We start from the raw sequence: 16,086 nt of genomic DNA on the forward strand, positions 1-16,086 counted from the left end.
GCGGGGCGGATTGGATATCAAAGTTTGCTAAATAGTTGTATATATTAGGCTGTTCTATAAAACATCACCGGCGCATCAGCCTGCCTGGATGCGCAGTTTTCGCTCAGGAGCCGTTATGAGAGACATGCGTTTTTACCCGGAAGCCTGGCCGCTGCACACCGCCTTCGTGATCGCGCGCGGCAGCCGCACCGAAGCCAGGGTGGTGGTGGTCGAAATCGAACAGCAGGGCGTGCGCGGCGTCGGCGAATGCACGCCGTATCCGCGCTATGGCGAGAGCGAGGAATCGGTGATGGCGCAGCTGGCTGAGATGGCGCCGGCGATCGCGCAGGGCATCACCCGCGAGCAGCTGCTGACGCAGATGCCGGCGGGCGCGGCCCGCAACGCGTTGGACTCGGCGCTGTGGGATCTGGAGTGTCGTCTGCACGGGCAGAGCCTGTGGCAGCGCAGCGGCGTGACGGCGCCGGCGCAGATCCGCATGGCGCAGACCGTCAGCATCGGCACGCCGGAAGCGATGGCCTTCGCCGCGCGTGAGCTGGAGAGGCAGGGCGCCACGCTGCTGAAGATCAAACTCGACGATCACTATATCAGCGAGCGGCTGGTGGCGATCCGCGCCGCGGTGCCGCAGGCGACGCTGATCGTCGACGCCAATGAATCCTGGCAGGCGGAAGGGCTGGCGGCGCGCTGCCAGCTGCTGGCCGATCTTGGCGTGGCGATGCTGGAGCAGCCGCTGCCGGCCGGTGACGACGCCGCACTGGAGCACTTTATCCATCCGCTGCCGATCTGCGCCGATGAGAGCTGCCACACCCGGGCCGATCTGCCGCGGCTGGCGCAACGCTACCAGATGGTCAACATCAAACTGGACAAAACCGGCGGCTTGACCGAGGCGTTGGCGCTGGCGCAGGCCGCGCGCGAACAAGGGTTCGCCATCATGCTCGGCTGCATGTTGTGTACGTCGCGGGCGATATCCGCCGCCTTGCCGCTGGCGCCGGCGGCGCGCTTCGTCGATCTGGACGGCCCGACCTGGCTGGCGCGAGACGCTGAACCGGGCCTGGCGTTCGAATGCGGGGCGATCGTCGATATCGCCCCGTAGGGATTAATCCGGGTAGGTCAACAGCTCGGTCATCGCGTCGATGTAACGCTCGCTGGCGGCATCGGCGGAGATCGGCGGGAATTCGGCGGTGATGCAGGGCAGCGACAGATCCGCGCACCAGCTGCCGAACGAGCCGGGCGTTTCATAACCGACGCTGGTCACCAGCGGCAGCTCGAACTTGTGCGACAGCCAAACGCCGAGCCGCGAGCTGGCGGGATCTTCAATGCAGGCCAGCGGCTCATGGAACGACACCACCCAATGCGGCTTCAGGCGATGGATCAGATGACACAGCGCCTGGGTTTCCGGTTCGGAGCCGGGGCGCCCGCCGGTGGAGAGCCTGACGTCGCGCACCGGCGCCGCGCTGTTCCAGCGATAGACGGTGTCGCCGGAGCGCCAGTTGGCGGCCGGGAAGTTGCGGTTCAGATCGACGCCGTTGGCATTGGCGCGCAGCCCCAGCTGGCAGCCGTCGGGGTTGACCGCCAGCACCACGTGGTGGCGCAACTGTTCGGGGGCGATGCTGCGCAACGCGCAGGACAGGGTTACGATGGCGGCGCTCTCATCGCCGTGGGTGCCGGCGATGATCAGCCCGGTCTGCGGGCCGCTGACCGCCGCCGGGAAATAGAGCAGCGGCGCGCCCAGCAGCGAGCTGCCGTAGTTCTCTCCTGCGATGGCCAACTGGCCACGTTCACTGCGCGGTCGATGTTCGGTCATGGTGTTGTCCCTGAGTTAAAGGCCGAGAGTCATTGTCATTTTATTCAGTGTATTACGCTTTGAGACATCTTTCCCATCGCAATTGTGCGGCGTTTGCGCGATCTGTGATGCGGTAGCGGCGAAAACGCCAATTAAACCGCACCTGGCCTGAGGCTGTTGTTATACTAACGGCAGAGCTAAGCCAATCACCCGCAAGAGGATTTAACATGCCAGTAGCCAGAATCATCGCCAGCTATAGCGAAAATGAAAATGACACCATTACGCTGCTGTGCGGCGTAGACGCTGAAAACCAGATCCGCCAGGGGGAATGGTTCGGCGTGGTGAAAAACGACGACGGGCGCGGGGACGAATCGAACTATCCGTTCACCCTGCATATCGATTACCAGAAAGATGCCTTCTATCTCGACTACGGCTACGACGACGCGGATGCGCGTCAGCTGCAAAAAACCGATATCTCGGCTCGTCCGCTGGCTGAGAAAGGCTTTTTCACCGTGTTCGATGAAGAAGAGGGCGAAGAGTTCAGCTACCGCATCAACAGCATCCACCTGTACGACTGACGGTCGCTGCCGCAATCCCACCCGTGCCGCCCTGCGCCGCACGGGTTTTTTATCGCCTGAATCGCACTTTTTGCAACTTCTCGCCTGCGGGCTCTAGGCCGGATGGATCTTGTGCTATATGATAAAAAATTCAGATGGTTAACGGGGGACAAATCATAATGACGGGAAAAAAAATGCAACGGGGTTTTCGTTTGGCGCTCTGCGCGGCGGCGATCGGCGCCTGTATGAGCAGCGCCATGGCGGCGCAGGTTCCCCCGGGCACCGCGCTGGCGGACAAACAGGAAATCGTGCGCCACATTAAAGACGAACCGGCCTCGCTCGATCCGATCAAAGCGGTTGGCTTGCCGGAGGCGCAGCTGGCGCGCGATCTGTTCGAAGGGCTGGTCAATCAGGACGCCAACGGCAAAGTGATCCCCGGCGTCGCCACCCGCTGGCAGACCAGCGACAACCAGACTTATATTTTCCATCTGCGTAAAGACGCGCGTTGGTCAAACGGTGACCCTGTCACGGCAAAAGACTTCGTCTACAGCTGGCAGCGGCTGGTAGAACCGAAAAATCTGTCGCCGTTCGCCTGGTTCGCGCAGCTGGCGGGGATCCAGAACGCCGAGCAGATCATCAGCGGCAAACTGCCTGCCGATCGCTTGGGCGTATCGGCGCCGGATGACTACACGCTCAAGGTGCAGTTGGATAAGCCGGTGCCGTACTTCGTCAGCCTGACGGCCAACTTCAGCCTGTTCCCGGTGAACAAGGCGGTGGTGGAAAAATACGGCAACGACTGGACCAAGGTCGGCAATCTGGTGGGCAACGGCGCGTTCAAACTGCAGGAGCGGGTGGTGAACGAGAAGCTGGTGCTGACGCCTAACGACCATTACTGGGATCATGCGCGCACCGTGCTGACCAAAGTGACCTTCGTGCCGATCAACCAGGAATCCAACGCCACCAAGCGTTACCTGGCGGGTGACATCGACATCACCGAATCCTTCCCGAAAAATATGTATCAGAAGCTGCTGAAAGACATCCCGGGTCAGGTGTACACCCCGGATCAGCTCGGCACCTATTATTACGCGTTCAACACCCAGCGTGCGCCGACCAACGACGTGCGGGTGCGTCAGGCCTTGTCCTACGCCATCGATCGCAAGATTATCGCGGAAAAAGTGTTGGGCACCGGCGAAAAACCGGCCTACCACTTTACGCCGGACGTGACCGCCGGGTTCAAACCGGAAGCGAGCTTGCTGCAACAGCAATCGCAGGCGGAGCTGGACGCGCAGGCCAAGGCGTTGCTGCAGGCGGCCGGTTACGGCCCGAACAACCCGCTGAAGCTGACGCTGCTGTATAACACCTCGGAAAGCCACCAGAAGATCGCCATCGCCGTGGCCTCGATGTGGAAGAAAAAGCTCGGTATTGACGTCAAGCTGCAGAATCAGGAGTGGAAAACTTACATCGACAGCCGCAATACCGGCAATTTCGATGTGATCCGCGCCTCCTGGGTGGGTGACTATAACGAGGCGTCGACCTTCCTGTCGCTGCTGACCTCCACCCACAGCGGCAATATCGCCAAGTTCAAGAATGCGGACTACGACAAGCTGCTGGCGCAGGCGGGGCGGGAAACCAACCCGGCGGCGGTGACCGCCGATTACAACAAGATGGAACAGATCATTGCCGATCAGGCGCCGATCGCGCCGATATATCAATACACCAATGGCCGCCTGATCAAACCGTGGGTAAAAGGCTACCCGATCACCAATCCGGAAGACGTGGCCTATAGCCAAATGATGTATATCATCAAACACTGAGTGGGCTTATTTATCGCCCCCACGCAATGCGGGGGCGGTATTTTTTTTTCGGCGGCGAAACCACGAGGCTAATTAATTTTTCCACGCGACAAACCCCGTTTAATAATAAACAGGGTTGCCATCATCACATTAATATTGTCTATTTCAGAGCGCGGTTACGCTTACAGACAGTCCCGCATGGCGTCCACCACTACGCGGCCGCTCATATCGGTCTGAGTAATGCGGTAGCTGGTGGGATAAGAACGGCGGGTACTGAAACGATCGTGGACGGAGACCTTGCCAATCTGCAGGCCGGCGGCGTTTTTCACCACGAACTCACTGATCTCTTCCTGGCCCTGGTTTTGCAAATGAATATTGCTGATTTTTTCCAGCGTATCGCTGGCGCTTATTTTTAAATGGTCGCGTAACATAACTACCTCCTCGTAGTGAGAAAAGTATATGCCCCTAAAATTTGCGCTGAAACAGCTTTGTGTTGATTTATTATTATCATTTTGAATTAAAATTGATAGCAATATGTTAAGTCATAATAATAACGGCATTACCAGCGCTTTATCGGTGATATTGTCTGATTTATCGGCAAGGGTTTATTTCATTGCCGTTATTATTAGCCTGCATTAATGGGAAACAGCGCGTGCCTGGCCGCCGGAGCCGGAAAGACGCAGGCGACGTTGTGCCCACAGCCGGGTACGATCGTTAACCGATGCGGCTTATCCGGCGCCAGATAACGTCGGTCATAGTCGGCATAGGCCAGGGCGCGCTGCAGCCGATAGGGGCCCTGCAGCTGGGCGGCGCAGGATTTGTCGAGTATCCGATAGTAGGCGCCCGGCGCGGTGCCGGTATCATCGGCGGCGGCCAGATAGGTGATATCGGCCGCCGCATAGCGCCGGCGGGCTGCGTCTGCAGTGCGCTGCAGGTGAGCGGGAAGCGCTTCCGGACCATATTTCCACTGGTTAGCCTGTGGACACTGGCCGGCGTCCAGCGTTTGCCAGCGGAAGCGACAGGTTGTTTCACTGCCGCAGCTTCCCCAGCTTGTGGGCAGAGGACGCAGGCGATCAAAATAGAGCCAGCTGCCGGGATCGGCCACCACATAGCGCAGACGCACTCCGCTCGGCGGATGAGCAAAGCCGACATAATGCTGCACGAATTGGGCGCCGGCGGAAAAACCAGCCACGGTGATCGACTGCAGCGAAGGCCAACGCCGTTTCAGATCGGCCAGCAGGTTATCCATGGCGTTGAACGAGCCGGTTTTCCCGCCATTATCCAAACCGCCTGCGATCCACGAGCCGCAGCGCCAGAGAGCGTCACCGTCTTGCGGCCGTGGCAGACCGGTGGAATGGCAGTGGACGGCGAGTTTCACCGGAACCTGGAACAGCGGGGCGACCAGCAAACTGTTGTCTCCCGCTCCCTGCGCGGCATCGATCGCCGCTTGCAATGTCTTGGCGGCGTCGCGTGGATGCCCGTGCATCACCACCAGCGCGGTACGCGGCTGGGGGGATCGAGCGCGAGCGACAAAATAAGGCAGGGAACCCGCCGCCGTCGGCGCGTGGTAGGGCGTGGCGAGACGTTCTAACACCGGTTCTGCGCGAACCGATTGGCCGAACAGCAGCAGGGTGGCCATGGCGATGCCGCGCAGGCGGCGCAGCCTCGTCAGGTTCGGCGCAGCACCGTGCGCATTTGTCTCAGGACTTCCCGGCATCGTTGTTCCTCACGCGCGCGTTGATAGTAGCGATAAAAGGCGCGTTCCGAACTGAGGTTACCCGCGCGTGCCAGCTGCCTGAAGGTTAGGAATGCCAGGCTGAACATAATCATAATAAATAATAGGCCGGGGAACAGCAGCTGCCAGCCGTCGGTGATGCGCGCATTAGGCAGATAGCGGAGTGAATGGGGCGTAATCAATACCCCAAACTGCTGCAGCCCCCATTGAGTCAAAGCGGGGAACAGCACCAGCAGCGTAACGAACACCAAATACAGCAAAAAATAGCGGCAGGAAAGCAGGAAACGTTTGAAAGCGTTATTGGCGCTTGGCCGCAACACGAAGCCAGCGGGCGTGGCGCGCAAGATTTGCTGACGGCCACCGGTGAAGCGATAGCGTTCCAGCGCCGCTACGCTGTCCGGTAACGCCAACAGCAGCTGCAGCGCAGTGAGGCTGGCGCTGCTGTTGCCGATATAGTCGCGAAAGCGCAACAGGCGTATGGGGGCGCTTTGGGGCTTCTCGACGGATTCGAGCAGGTTTAGCAGCTTATCGTGGTTTTCCCGCCGAATGCGGAAGGGCGTTTTGACGAGGGCGAAAAACATCGCGCCAAAGGCGCCTACGGTGGGTACGACGATGTCCAGAAAAGTTTTTAGCATGGCGATCTCCTGCGGTTCTCCGTTCGTTCCTTGCGGCAGAAGTATAGATCACGTTTATGGGACAACGAGAAAACTGGCGTTACAGCTTGGCCTTTGATCTCCAAAGCGTTAACGCTAGACTCAGCAACATAAGCAAGACTGAGGGGATAAATGAATGGATGTGATTGAGGGGAGCGAGCTGCAGGTCGCCGATGCGGTTTACGCCTACCAGTTGGATGGCAAGGGGGGCGTCACGCCGATCGAGCGGGATGACAAGATCACCTGCGACGCGCCTTGCTGGCTGCATCTTGATTACGCGCACCCGGCCAGCACCGAATGGCTGAGCACCACGCCGCTGCTGCCGGACTCGGTGCGCGAAGCGCTCTCCGGCGAAAGCTCACGGCCGCGCGTCAGCCGCCAGGGCGAAGGCACCATGATCACGCTGCGCAGCATCAACTTTAACGCCAACTCACGGCCGGACCAGTTGGTCACCATTCGCGTGTACATCACCGATAAACTGATTATCTCCACGCGGCACCGCAAGGTGTATTCCATCGATCAGGTGGTGAATGATTTGCAAAGCGGCGCCGGGCCGACCAACAGCGGCAGCTGGCTGGTGGAGATTTCCGATGCGTTGACCGATCACACCAGCGAATTCATTGAGGATCTGCACGACAAGATTATCGATCTGGAGGACGCCTTGCTGGAACAGCAGGTGCCGGAGCGTGGCCAGCTGGCGTTGATCCGTAAACAGCTTATCGTGCTGCGCCGTTACATGGCGCCGCAGCGCGACGTCTTCGCGCGGCTGGCCAGCGACCGCCTGCCGTGGATGAGCGATGACGATCGTCGGCGCATGCAGGATATCGCCGATCGCCTGGGACGGGGATTGGACGATCTGGACGGCAGCATCGCGCGCACCGCCATCTTGTCCGACGAAATCACCACGGTGATGGCCGACGCGATGAACCGCCGCACTTACACCATGTCATTGTTGGCGATGGTATTTCTGCCCACCACTTTTCTGACCGGGTTGTTCGGGGTCAACCTTGGCGGTATTCCGGGCGGCGGTAATCCTTTCGGTTTCGCGGCATTTTGCCTGATGCTGGTCGGATTGGTGCTTGGCGTCGCTTGGTGGCTGAAGCGCAGCCGCTGGCTGTAGGCAAAAATGACGAAAACCCGGTTAACATTGAGCAATATCAACATTTAGCCGGGGGAAATGGGGCATGATCTCTCTCGCAGGTGAATGCAACGTCAAGCGATGGGCGTTGCGCTCCATAATTGTCTTACTTTCTTATTTTTGAATTACTGCATAGCACATTTGATTCGTACAATGCCGGTTTAATCACCGGCATTTTTTTATTCGATTTCCTTCTTCTTCAGGCCGCGCTTTCATCCCAGAAGCTGGCTTCAATCTTGTGCCCATCCAAATCACGGACAAAGCAGCCGTAGTAAGCCTCGCCGTAATGCGGCCGCGAACCGGGCGCGCCTTCATCGACGGCGCCGGCCAGCAGCGCCTGGCGATGGAATTCATCCACCTGTTGCTTACTGGTAGCGAAAAAACCGACGTGCGTGCCATTGCCGGGCGAGGCCGGCCGGCCGTCGATCGGCACCTGCAGCCAAAACTCCGGGTAGTCGCGGCCGTAGCCAATGGCGCCGGGATGCTCCAGCACGCGTCGGCAACCCAAAGCGGCCAGCGCACGATCGTAAAAGGCGGCGGCGGCCTCGAAATCGTTGGAGCCCAGCGAGACGTGGGACAGGCAGGGGGTGATGTTCATTGCGCGATCTCCATATGACTGTATAAATAAACAGTATAGGGTAAAAACGGCACTGCCCAGTAAATTTTGCGCAAACTGTGAACAGGATCGAGATCGTCGGGAAAGAGAAATGTCGCCGCTCGCAGGATGGCAAGCGGCGAGGGGGCTTATTTGATTTCCAGCACGTTCAAACGCTCTGGCGCAGGCGCCGCGTCGTCCGCGTCTTCCGGCTGCCAGCCGACCGGCTGCATCGGGATGTCTTCGCGATCGAAGGCCAAATCGCCTCCGTCCACCACGGCGCTGCCGTGGTGAATGCCTTTGAAATCGAACAGGTTGATATCGCTCAGGTGCGAAGGCACCACGTTCTGCATGGCGCTGAACATGGTTTCCAACCGGCCTGGGTAACGCTTGTCCCAGTCGCGCAGCATGTCGCCGATCACCTGGCGCTGCAGATTAGGCTGCGAGCCACACAGATTGCATGGAATGATCGGGAACGCTTTGGCGATCGAGAAACGCTCGATGTCTTTCTCGCGGCAATAGGCCAGCGGGCGGATGACCACGTGTTTGCCGTCGTCGCTCATCAGCTTGGGCGGCATGCCTTTCATCTTGCCGCCGTAGAACATGTTGAGGAACAGCGTCTGCAGAATGTCGTCGCGGTGGTGGCCCAGAGCGATCTTGGTGGCGCCCAGTTCGGTGGCGGTGCGGTACAGAATGCCGCGGCGCAGGCGCGAACACAGCGAACACGTGGTTTTCCCTTCCGGGATCTTGTCTTTAACGATGCTGTAGGTGTTTTCTTCGACGATCTTGTACTCCACCCCCAGGCTTTCCAGATAGGCGGGCAGAATGTGCTCCGGGAAGCCGGGCTGTTTCTGATCGAGGTTCACCGCCACCAGCGAGAAGTTGACCGGCGCGCTTTGCTGCAGATTGCGCAGGATCTCCAGCATGGTGTAGCTGTCTTTGCCGCCGGACAGACAGACCATGATGCGGTCGCCTTCTTCAATCATATTGAAATCGGCGATCGCTTCGCCCACGTTGCGGCGCAGGCGCTTTTGCAATTTGTTCAGGTTGTACTGCTCTTTTTGGCTAACGGATTGCTTTTCTGACATTTAAATCGTGCTCATTCTCAATGGGGGGCACTAGGGGCATGGCGTTATAGACCGCGAGTTTACCATTCAACCGGCCGATTTTGATCATTATTCATCATCCAGCCGCCACGCACCCGACGCGAGGCCTGTATGGTACGGATTGCGCGCCGGAATGCCAGCAGGTTTTGTTGCTGCGATTTACGTCGGCGGTAAAAGAACAGGGCGCGAATCGCTCGCGCCCTGAGGGAGGTTACTCAGCGGCGGACTTTTCCGCCTTGCCGGCCAGCAGGCTGAGGAAATCGTACTTCTCCTTCAGCTCTTTCTCGGCGGCCTGATACAGCGTGCTGGCCACCTCCGGCTGCTGCGCGTTCAGGCGACGGAAACGCTGCTCGTTCAGCAGTGTTTCAGCCAGGCTGCTGTTCGGCGGGCGCGAATCCAGCGCCAATGCGGCCTTGCCCTCGGCGCTGCGGCGCGGATCGAAGCGGTACAGCGGCCAGAAGCCGGTGGCGGTCAGCTGTTTCATCTGATCGTGGCTGAGCGCCAGATCGTAGCCGTGCTCTTCGCACGGGCTGTAGGCGATGATCAGCGACGGGCCCGGATAGGCTTCGGCCTCCTGAATCGCTTTCACCGTCTGGTTGAGCTGCGCCCCCAGCGAAATCTGCGCGACGTAGACGTGGCCGTACATCATCATACTGACGCCCAGATCCTTGCGCGCCTTGCGCTTGCCGTGCTCGCCGAACTTGGTCACCGCGCCCAGCGGCGTGGCTTTCGACTGCTGGCCGCCGGTGTTGGAGTAGCACTGGGTGTCGAGCACCAGCACGTTGACGTTCTCCGTCAGGCTGAGCACGTGATCCAAACCGCCGAAGCCGATGTCGTAGGCCCAGCCGTCACCGCCGATCAGCCAGATCGATTTATCCACCAGGTAGTCGGCGTCCGCCGCCAGCTGGCGCGCATCTTCGCCTTCGAAACTCGCCAACAGCGTGCGCAGTTCGGCGATCTGCTTGCGGCGCGGCTCCGGCGCCACGTCTTCCATCTGCAGGGCGTTGACCAATTGCTCCGGCAGCTGCGGCGCCAGTGCGTTCAGCAGACGCAGCACTCGCGCGCGATGTTGATCGACCGTCAGGCGGAAGCCCAGGCCGAATTCGGCGTTGTCTTCGAACAGCGAGTTGGCCCACGCCGGCCCGCGCCCTTCGGCGTTGGTGGTGTACGGCGTGGTCGGCAGGTTGCCGCCGTAGATCGACGAACAGCCGGTGGCGTTGGCGCTCAGCAAGCGGTCACCATAGAGCTGGGTCAACAGCTTGATGTACGGCGTTTCGCCGCAGCCTGAGCAGGCGCCGGAGTACTCGAACAGCGGCGTGATCAGCTGCGAGGTGCGAATGTCGATGCGTTCCAGCTGCGCCGGATCGATTTCCGGCAGCTGCAGGAAGAAGTCGTAGTTGTCTTTCTCCGCCGTCAGATTATCGAGGCGCGACGCCATATTGATGGCCTTGATTTCCGGGTTCTGGCGATCTTTCGCCGGGCAGACCTCGACGCACAGGTTACAGCCGGTGCAATCTTCCGGCGCTACCTGCAGCACGTATTTCTGCCCGCGCATATCGCGCGCTTTGACATCCAGCGACTGCAGAGAGGCGGGGGCGTGTTCCATCTCCGCCGGCTGCACCACCTTGGCGCGAATGGCGGAGTGCGGGCAGGCGGCGACGCAGTGGTTGCACTGGGTGCACAGGTCGGGCTGCCAGATCGGGATCGCTTCGGCGATGTTGCGCTTTTCCCACTGGGTGGTGCCCACCGGCCAGGTGCCGTCCGGCGGGAAGGCGGAAACCGGCAGCGCATCGCCCAGCCCGGCCAGCATCGCGGCGGTAACGGTTTTGACGAAGTCCGGCGCGGCGTCCGACACCACCGGCGGGCGCATCGGGCTGCTGGCGTCGACCGGCTGCAGCGGGATCTCGGTCAGCGCGGCGCGGGTGGCGCCCAACGCCTGCCAGTTGCGCTCGACGATCTCCTGGCCCTTGCTGCTGTAGCTGCGCGCGATGGCGTCCTGCAGCTGTTGCAGCGCCACGTCGCTCGGCAGGATCTGCGTCAGGTGGAAGAACGCCATCTGCATTACGGTGTTGATGCGCGCGCCGAGCCGGCATTCACGCGCCAGCTTGGCGGCGTTGATGATATAGAAACGCGCCTGGCGTTGGTGCAACAGCGCCTGAACCTCCTGCGGCAGGCGCGACCAGACCTCATCGGCGCCGTAAGGGGTATTGAGCAGGAAGGTGCCGCCGGGCTTCAGGCGTTCGACCATCTGGTACTTATCGATAAACTGCAGCTGGTGGCAGCCGACGAAGTCCGCGTGGCTGACCAGGTAGGCCGAATTGATCGGCTGCTCGCTGACGCGCAGGTGCGACACCGTCAGGCCCCCGGCCTTTTTGGAGTCATAGACGAAATAACCCTGGGCATACAGCGGCGTGGCGTTGCCGATGATTTTGATGTTGTTCTTGGTGGCCGAGACCGAGCCGTCGCTGCCCAAACCGTAGAACAGCGCTTCCAGCGAGGCGCGCTGCGGCAGGATTTCGTCGCTCAACGGCAGCGAAAGCCCGGTGACGTCATCGAAGATGCCGACGGTAAAGCGCGGTCGCGGCTGCGGCAGGGCCAGCTCGCGGAACACCGCCAGCGCGCAGTCCGGGCCGAACTCTTTCGACGACAGGCCGTAGCGGCCGCCGATCACCCGCGGCAGCGTGGCGCGCTCCCCCCGGCTGTAGGCTTCCGCCAGCGCGGTCATCACGTCCAGATACAGCGGCTCGGCCAGCGCGCCCGGCTCTTTGGTGCGATCGAGCACCGCGACGCTGCGCACGCTGTCCGGCAGCGCGCCGAGCAGATGCTGGGCGGAGAACGGCCGGAACAGCCGCACCTTCAGCACGCCGACTTTCTCGCCGCGGGTCAGCAGGGTGTCGATCACTTCTTCGCAGGTGCCGGCGGCCGAACCCATCACCACCACCACGCGTTCGGCCTGCGGGTGGCCGTAATAGTCGAACGGCCGATAGCGGCGGCCGGTGAGGGCGGCGAAGGCTTCCATGGCGTCGATCACGTGTTGGCCGGTGGCGTCATACCACGGGTTGGTGGCTTCGCGCGACTGGAAATAGGTGTCCGGGTTGGCGGAGGTGCCGCGCACCACCGGATGATCCGGCGACAGCGCCCGGCTGCGGTGAGCGTCGATCGCCGCCTGCGGCAGCATCTGCCGCAGCGTATCGTCGCTGAGAGGCACAATCTTGTTGATCTCGTGCGAGGTGCGGAAACCATCGAAGAAATGGATAAACGGCACGCGCGCGTTGAGGGTGGCGGTCTGCGAGATCAGCGCGAAGTCCTGCGCCTCCTGCACGTTGCCGGCACACAGCATGGCGCAGCCGGTTTGGCGCACCGCCATCACGTCTGAATGGTCGCCGAAGATGGACAGCGCGTGCGTGGCCACGGTGCGCGCGGCGACGTGAAGCACGAACGGCGTCAGCTCGCCGGCCAGTTTGTACAGCGTGGGGATCATCAGCAGCAGACCCTGCGATGAAGTGAACGAGGTCGACAGCGCGCCGGTTTGCAAGGCGCCGTGCACGGTGGCGATCGCGCCGCCTTCCGACTGCATTTCCACCACCCGCGGAATATCGCCCCAGATGTTTTGCCGGCCATCGCCGGACCAGGCGTCCGCCTGCTCCGCCATGGTGGAGCTTGGCGTGATAGGGTAGATGGCAATCACTTCGTTGGTGCGATAGGCCACGGAAGCGACTGCATTATTACCATCTGTAGTTATCATCAGCGTTACCTTTTCATTGCTCACAAAGCCGCGAAAGCGCACTTTCGCAGTAATGGAAAAAAGTCTAACAGAGGGGGCGAACGCGGCTTTATCGCGTTTGTGTGGCGGGTGATAAATCGTCAAAGGCATATTTCCTCGCCGATTAGGGGCCGGCGGCAATAAATTGTTTTCACCGTTTAAAGACAATTTATTTCCGGCGCGTCATAATTGCGCATCGGCAAATTGACAGAAGAAAACCATGAGCGCATTTATGTATTTGACGATGGCGATAGTCGCGGAAGTGATCGCCACCACCATGTTGAAAGCCTCTGAGGGCTTTACCCGCCTGTGGCCGTCGCTGCTGGTGGTGCTGGGTTACGGCGTGGCGTTTTGGGGGCTGTCGATGGTGGTCAAGAGCATGCCGCTGGGCATCGTGTATGCGATTTGGTCGGGCATGGGGATTGTGCTGGTGTCGGTCGCCGCGGTGTTCGTTTATCAGCAAAAATTGGATTGGCCGGCGATCGTTGGCATGGGATTAATTATTGCCGGCGTGCTGGTGATTAATTTACTGTCGAAAGCCTCGGTGCACTGAGTGTTATTTTGATGTAAAAAAAGCCGGCGTGACAGCAAGTCGCGCCGGTTGAAGAATTCAGTCATCATTCACTGAAAATAGTGGAATGCTAATTACTTAGCACCGCCAGCATAGACACAAATATCGTTCTCTCCGGTAGCAAAAAATGCGCCGCTGCAATGAAAGCACACGAAGATAATTAATACCGCTGTCGCGGGTAAAACTTCCTCGATGGCCGCGGTGACGTTATCACTTTTTTGCGTGCGGCCAGCGCCTGACAGCGCGTGGCGCCGTCACGGAAATATTCTGCAAACAAAATAAATGTTCGGCCGGCGCAAAAAAACGACAAATAATGGCTGGAATATATTTTCATTATTTATATATCGAGCTAGATTAAACAAGTTTGCATCAAAGATAGCGAAACGTGTCCGCCAAGTGACGCGCGTTATCAGCAATGGCGATTTTACACAGCGCAGTTCCGGGTTCAGGAGTGGGATAATGACGACATCAAAATGGCTGCTTGCCAGCGCCGTGCTGCTTTTAGCCGCCTGCAGCAGCAATAACGAAGAGCCAGTACAGCAGGGCAACAGTGCCAGAATCAATACGTTGCAGACCAGCGCCGGTTGCGCGGCGGTCGGCGGCGTCACCACCATCGCGCACAACTTGAACGGTGAAGCGCTGCGCATGTGCCAGATGCCGAACGGCAAGCAGTGTGAGGAACGCACGCTGGGCCTGGGCAGCTGCGCCGGGTAAGCCCACGGCGCCTGGCCTGCAGGATCAATACACCCAATCGCGCAGGGTATAAATAAGCGTGTGGCCGCTGCCGGTGAGCGTCAGCTGCTGTGCGTTTAGCGTCACTTCGGCGCCGTTTTCCAGCACGGTGCCAATCACCCGATCCCAGCGGTTGCGCTGCTCATCAGGGCACAGCTTGCGCGTGGTGGCCAGCGATTTCACCGTCAGCACGCCGTCGCGTAATTGCCCCTGGCCGAAAAAGCGGTTGCACATCGTGCCGGAGACATGCAGGTTCTCGCCGAACTCCAGATTGAGCAGGCCGCCGCCCGCCGGTGATTTTGCCGTTTCGCCATCCACGCTTTGCAACACGAAGTTGTGATGCAACAGATCGCCTGGCGTGACGGCCGTGTGTGGTTTCATGCTGCACCCCGCTAAGGCCAGCGCCGCAAGGGCGGCTACCGTGGTTTTTCTCATCGCGTTCTCTCAAATAAACAGGGCGCCGCAAGGGCGCCCCGAGGTTACGCTCAGGCGTTCAACTGGTTCGGGCAGGTTTCGCCGCGATCCAACTGGCTGATGTTCTGCAGCGTGGTTTGCGAAATGCTGGTCAGCGCCTCTTCGGTCAGGAAAGCCTGATGGCCGGTAAACAGCACGTTGTGGCAGGCCGACAGTCGGCGGAACACGTCGTCCTGAATCACATCGTTAGACTTGTCCTCAAAGAACAGATCGCGTTCGTTCTCGTAGACGTCCATCCCGAGGGCGCCGATTTTTTGCTGCTTCAGCGCATCGATGGCGGCGGTGGAATCGATCAGCGCGCCGCGGCTGGTGTTGATCACCATTACGCCGTTTTTCATCATCGCGAAGGCGTCGGCATTCAGCAGGTGGTGGTTCTCCGGCGTCAGCGGGCAGTGCAGGGTGATCACGTCGGATTGCGCGTACAGCGTCTTCAGATCGACATACTCCGCGCCCAGTTCCAGCGCCTGTTCGCTCGGGAACGGATCGTAGGCCAGCAGTTTCATGCCGAAGCCTTTCAGAATGCGCATCGTCGCCACGCCGATTTTACCGGTGCCGATCACGCCGGCGGTGCGATTGTGCATGTTAAAACCGATCAGCCCTTCCAGCGAGAAGTTGGCGTCGCGGGTACGCTGATAAGCGCGGTGAATACGGCGGTTCAGGCACATCATCATGCCGACCGCGTGTTCTGCCACGGCCTCCGGCGAGTAGGCCGGCACGCGCACCACCTTGATGCCCAGTTCTTTGGCGGCGTCCAGATCGACGTTATTAAAACCGGCGCAGCGCAGGGCGAGAATTTCGACGCCCAGTGCCGCCAGTTCTTCGAGCACTTCACGGCTGCCGTCGTCGTTGACGAAGATGCACACCGCCTTGCAACCGGCGGCCGTTTTGGCGGTTTTTTTACTGAGTAAAAAGTCGAAGAATTCCAGCTCATAGCCAAACTGCTGATTCACCAGTTCGAGGTATTTACGGTCATACTGTTTGGTACTGTATATCGCCAATTTCATCGTGGTTTCTCCACCGTGATTTTGTGATCAATTTAACAGATTTTAGTAAATTCGACAATTGGTTAGCCCGTTCCGACATGGCCGAAATCGCTGCTGCAAGGCTGCGGTGGGGCTGGATACGATGGAGGGAAGACGACGGTGGCGACAGGCGGCAAAAAAATCCCCACGGGGGTGTGGGGAATGGC

At 59.8% G+C, this 16,086-nt stretch carries 15 protein-coding genes; 6 read left to right on the forward strand and 9 right to left on the reverse strand.

The window, feature by feature from the left end; translation table 11 throughout:
• Nucleotides 1–115: 115 nt before the first annotated feature.
• A complete protein-coding gene (gene ycjG / locus AC2CGQ_RS06540) occupies nucleotides 116–1,090 on the forward strand; it encodes an L-Ala-D/L-Glu epimerase (RefSeq protein WP_166445159.1) in 975 nt (324 codons plus the stop codon).
• Between the two features lie 3 nt (nucleotides 1,091–1,093).
• Here the strand turns inward: ycjG and mpaA are convergent, their stop codons facing one another.
• A complete protein-coding gene (mpaA, locus tag AC2CGQ_RS06545; protein WP_004930517.1) occupies nucleotides 1,094–1,801 on the reverse strand; it encodes a murein tripeptide amidase MpaA in 708 nt (235 codons plus the stop codon).
• A 206-nt stretch (nucleotides 1,802–2,007) separates the two neighbouring features.
• On the opposite strand from mpaA, the gene AC2CGQ_RS06550 reads away from it, so the two are divergent.
• Nucleotides 2,008–2,358 (forward strand): hypothetical protein, encoded by a 351-nt coding sequence (locus tag AC2CGQ_RS06550; RefSeq protein WP_015378006.1) that lies wholly within the window; start codon nucleotides 2,008–2,010, stop codon nucleotides 2,356–2,358.
• A 158-nt stretch (nucleotides 2,359–2,516) separates the two neighbouring features.
• On the forward strand, nucleotides 2,517–4,151 hold the full coding sequence (locus AC2CGQ_RS06555) for a peptide ABC transporter substrate-binding protein (protein ID WP_484593524.1): 1,635 nt from the start codon (nucleotides 2,517–2,519) through the stop codon (nucleotides 4,149–4,151).
• A 161-nt stretch (nucleotides 4,152–4,312) separates the two neighbouring features.
• Here the strand turns inward: AC2CGQ_RS06555 and AC2CGQ_RS06560 are convergent, their stop codons facing one another.
• From AC2CGQ_RS06560 to AC2CGQ_RS06570, 3 genes are all read right to left on the reverse strand, one after another.
• Entirely contained in the window at nucleotides 4,313–4,561 is a 249-nt protein-coding gene (locus AC2CGQ_RS06560; RefSeq protein ID WP_015378004.1) for a hypothetical protein, read from the reverse strand.
• Nucleotides 4,562–4,755: 194 nt separating this feature from the next.
• The gene (locus tag AC2CGQ_RS06565) at nucleotides 4,756–5,847 is read right to left on the reverse strand and encodes a hypothetical protein (protein ID WP_080497455.1); all 1,092 of its coding nucleotides are present in this window, start codon (nucleotides 5,845–5,847) and stop codon (nucleotides 4,756–4,758) included.
• Nucleotides 5,799–6,500, reverse strand: a complete 702-nt coding sequence (locus AC2CGQ_RS06570; RefSeq protein ID WP_076741190.1) for a hypothetical protein — start codon at nucleotides 6,498–6,500, stop codon at nucleotides 5,799–5,801. The genes AC2CGQ_RS06565 and AC2CGQ_RS06570 overlap by 49 nt, the downstream gene beginning before the upstream one ends.
• A gap of 154 nt (nucleotides 6,501–6,654) precedes the next feature.
• Here AC2CGQ_RS06570 and zntB point away from each other — a divergent pair, with 154 nt between their 5' ends.
• Nucleotides 6,655–7,638: a zinc transporter ZntB gene (gene zntB / locus AC2CGQ_RS06575; RefSeq protein ID WP_484593525.1), complete on the forward strand. Its 984-nt coding sequence runs from the start codon at nucleotides 6,655–6,657 to the stop codon at nucleotides 7,636–7,638.
• Between the two features lie 217 nt (nucleotides 7,639–7,855).
• On the opposite strand, the gene AC2CGQ_RS06580 is transcribed toward zntB, so the two are convergent.
• The 3 genes from AC2CGQ_RS06580 to nifJ form a co-directional block, all read right to left on the reverse strand.
• The gene (locus AC2CGQ_RS06580; protein WP_004930496.1) at nucleotides 7,856–8,254 is read right to left on the reverse strand and encodes a VOC family protein; all 399 of its coding nucleotides are present in this window, start codon (nucleotides 8,252–8,254) and stop codon (nucleotides 7,856–7,858) included.
• A 146-nt stretch (nucleotides 8,255–8,400) separates the two neighbouring features.
• Nucleotides 8,401–9,339, reverse strand: a complete 939-nt coding sequence (gene ttcA, locus AC2CGQ_RS06585) for a tRNA 2-thiocytidine(32) synthetase TtcA (RefSeq protein ID WP_049239791.1) — start codon at nucleotides 9,337–9,339, stop codon at nucleotides 8,401–8,403.
• 229 nt (nucleotides 9,340–9,568) lie between these two features.
• Nucleotides 9,569–13,102 (reverse strand): pyruvate:ferredoxin (flavodoxin) oxidoreductase, encoded by a 3,534-nt coding sequence (nifJ, locus tag AC2CGQ_RS06590; RefSeq protein ID WP_484593526.1) that lies wholly within the window; start codon nucleotides 13,100–13,102, stop codon nucleotides 9,569–9,571.
• A 238-nt stretch (nucleotides 13,103–13,340) separates the two neighbouring features.
• Here nifJ and ssmE point away from each other — a divergent pair, with 238 nt between their 5' ends.
• Together ssmE and AC2CGQ_RS06600 are read left to right on the forward strand one after the other, a co-directional pair.
• Entirely contained in the window at nucleotides 13,341–13,673 is a 333-nt protein-coding gene (gene ssmE, locus AC2CGQ_RS06595; RefSeq protein WP_004930487.1) for a multidrug efflux SMR transporter SsmE, read from the forward strand.
• Between the two features lie 477 nt (nucleotides 13,674–14,150).
• On the forward strand, nucleotides 14,151–14,405 hold the full coding sequence (locus tag AC2CGQ_RS06600) for a DUF333 domain-containing protein (RefSeq protein ID WP_015377999.1): 255 nt from the start codon (nucleotides 14,151–14,153) through the stop codon (nucleotides 14,403–14,405).
• A 24-nt stretch (nucleotides 14,406–14,429) separates the two neighbouring features.
• On the opposite strand, the gene hslJ is transcribed toward AC2CGQ_RS06600, so the two are convergent.
• Both hslJ and AC2CGQ_RS06610 read right to left on the reverse strand, forming a co-directional pair.
• Entirely contained in the window at nucleotides 14,430–14,858 is a 429-nt protein-coding gene (gene hslJ / locus AC2CGQ_RS06605; RefSeq protein ID WP_015377998.1) for a heat shock protein HslJ, read from the reverse strand.
• A 50-nt stretch (nucleotides 14,859–14,908) separates the two neighbouring features.
• A complete protein-coding gene (locus AC2CGQ_RS06610) occupies nucleotides 14,909–15,901 on the reverse strand; it encodes a 2-hydroxyacid dehydrogenase (protein ID WP_015377997.1) in 993 nt (330 codons plus the stop codon).
• Nucleotides 15,902–16,086: the final 185 nt, after the last annotated feature.

The sequence above is a fragment of the Serratia sp. DFXYC6 genome (assembly GCF_057196085.1).

Excerpts from the sequence above, each read along its gene's own strand:
- mpaA (WP_004930517.1), bottom strand. The coding sequence starts at position 1,801 with ATGACCGAACATCGACCGCGCAGTGAACGTGGCCAGTTGGCCATCGCA.
- ttcA (WP_049239791.1), bottom strand. The coding sequence starts at position 9,339 with ATGTCAGAAAAGCAATCCGTTAGCCAAAAAGAGCAGTACAACCTGAAC.
- AC2CGQ_RS06600 (WP_015377999.1), top strand. The coding sequence starts at position 14,151 with ATGACGACATCAAAATGGCTGCTTGCCAGCGCCGTGCTGCTTTTAGCC.
- nifJ (WP_484593526.1), bottom strand. The coding sequence starts at position 13,102 with ATGATAACTACAGATGGTAATAATGCAGTCGCTTCCGTGGCCTATCGC.
- ssmE (WP_004930487.1), top strand. The coding sequence starts at position 13,341 with ATGAGCGCATTTATGTATTTGACGATGGCGATAGTCGCGGAAGTGATC.
- AC2CGQ_RS06555 (WP_484593524.1), top strand. The coding sequence starts at position 2,517 with ATGACGGGAAAAAAAATGCAACGGGGTTTTCGTTTGGCGCTCTGCGCG.
- AC2CGQ_RS06565 (WP_080497455.1), bottom strand. The coding sequence starts at position 5,847 with ATGCCGGGAAGTCCTGAGACAAATGCGCACGGTGCTGCGCCGAACCTG.
- AC2CGQ_RS06610 (WP_015377997.1), bottom strand. The coding sequence starts at position 15,901 with ATGAAATTGGCGATATACAGTACCAAACAGTATGACCGTAAATACCTC.
- zntB (WP_484593525.1), top strand. The coding sequence starts at position 6,655 with ATGGATGTGATTGAGGGGAGCGAGCTGCAGGTCGCCGATGCGGTTTAC.
- AC2CGQ_RS06550 (WP_015378006.1), top strand. The coding sequence starts at position 2,008 with ATGCCAGTAGCCAGAATCATCGCCAGCTATAGCGAAAATGAAAATGAC.
- hslJ (WP_015377998.1), bottom strand. The coding sequence starts at position 14,858 with ATGAGAAAAACCACGGTAGCCGCCCTTGCGGCGCTGGCCTTAGCGGGG.
- AC2CGQ_RS06560 (WP_015378004.1), bottom strand. The coding sequence starts at position 4,561 with ATGTTACGCGACCATTTAAAAATAAGCGCCAGCGATACGCTGGAAAAA.
- ycjG (WP_166445159.1), top strand. The coding sequence starts at position 116 with ATGAGAGACATGCGTTTTTACCCGGAAGCCTGGCCGCTGCACACCGCC.
- AC2CGQ_RS06570 (WP_076741190.1), bottom strand. The coding sequence starts at position 6,500 with ATGCTAAAAACTTTTCTGGACATCGTCGTACCCACCGTAGGCGCCTTT.
- AC2CGQ_RS06580 (WP_004930496.1), bottom strand. The coding sequence starts at position 8,254 with ATGAACATCACCCCCTGCCTGTCCCACGTCTCGCTGGGCTCCAACGAT.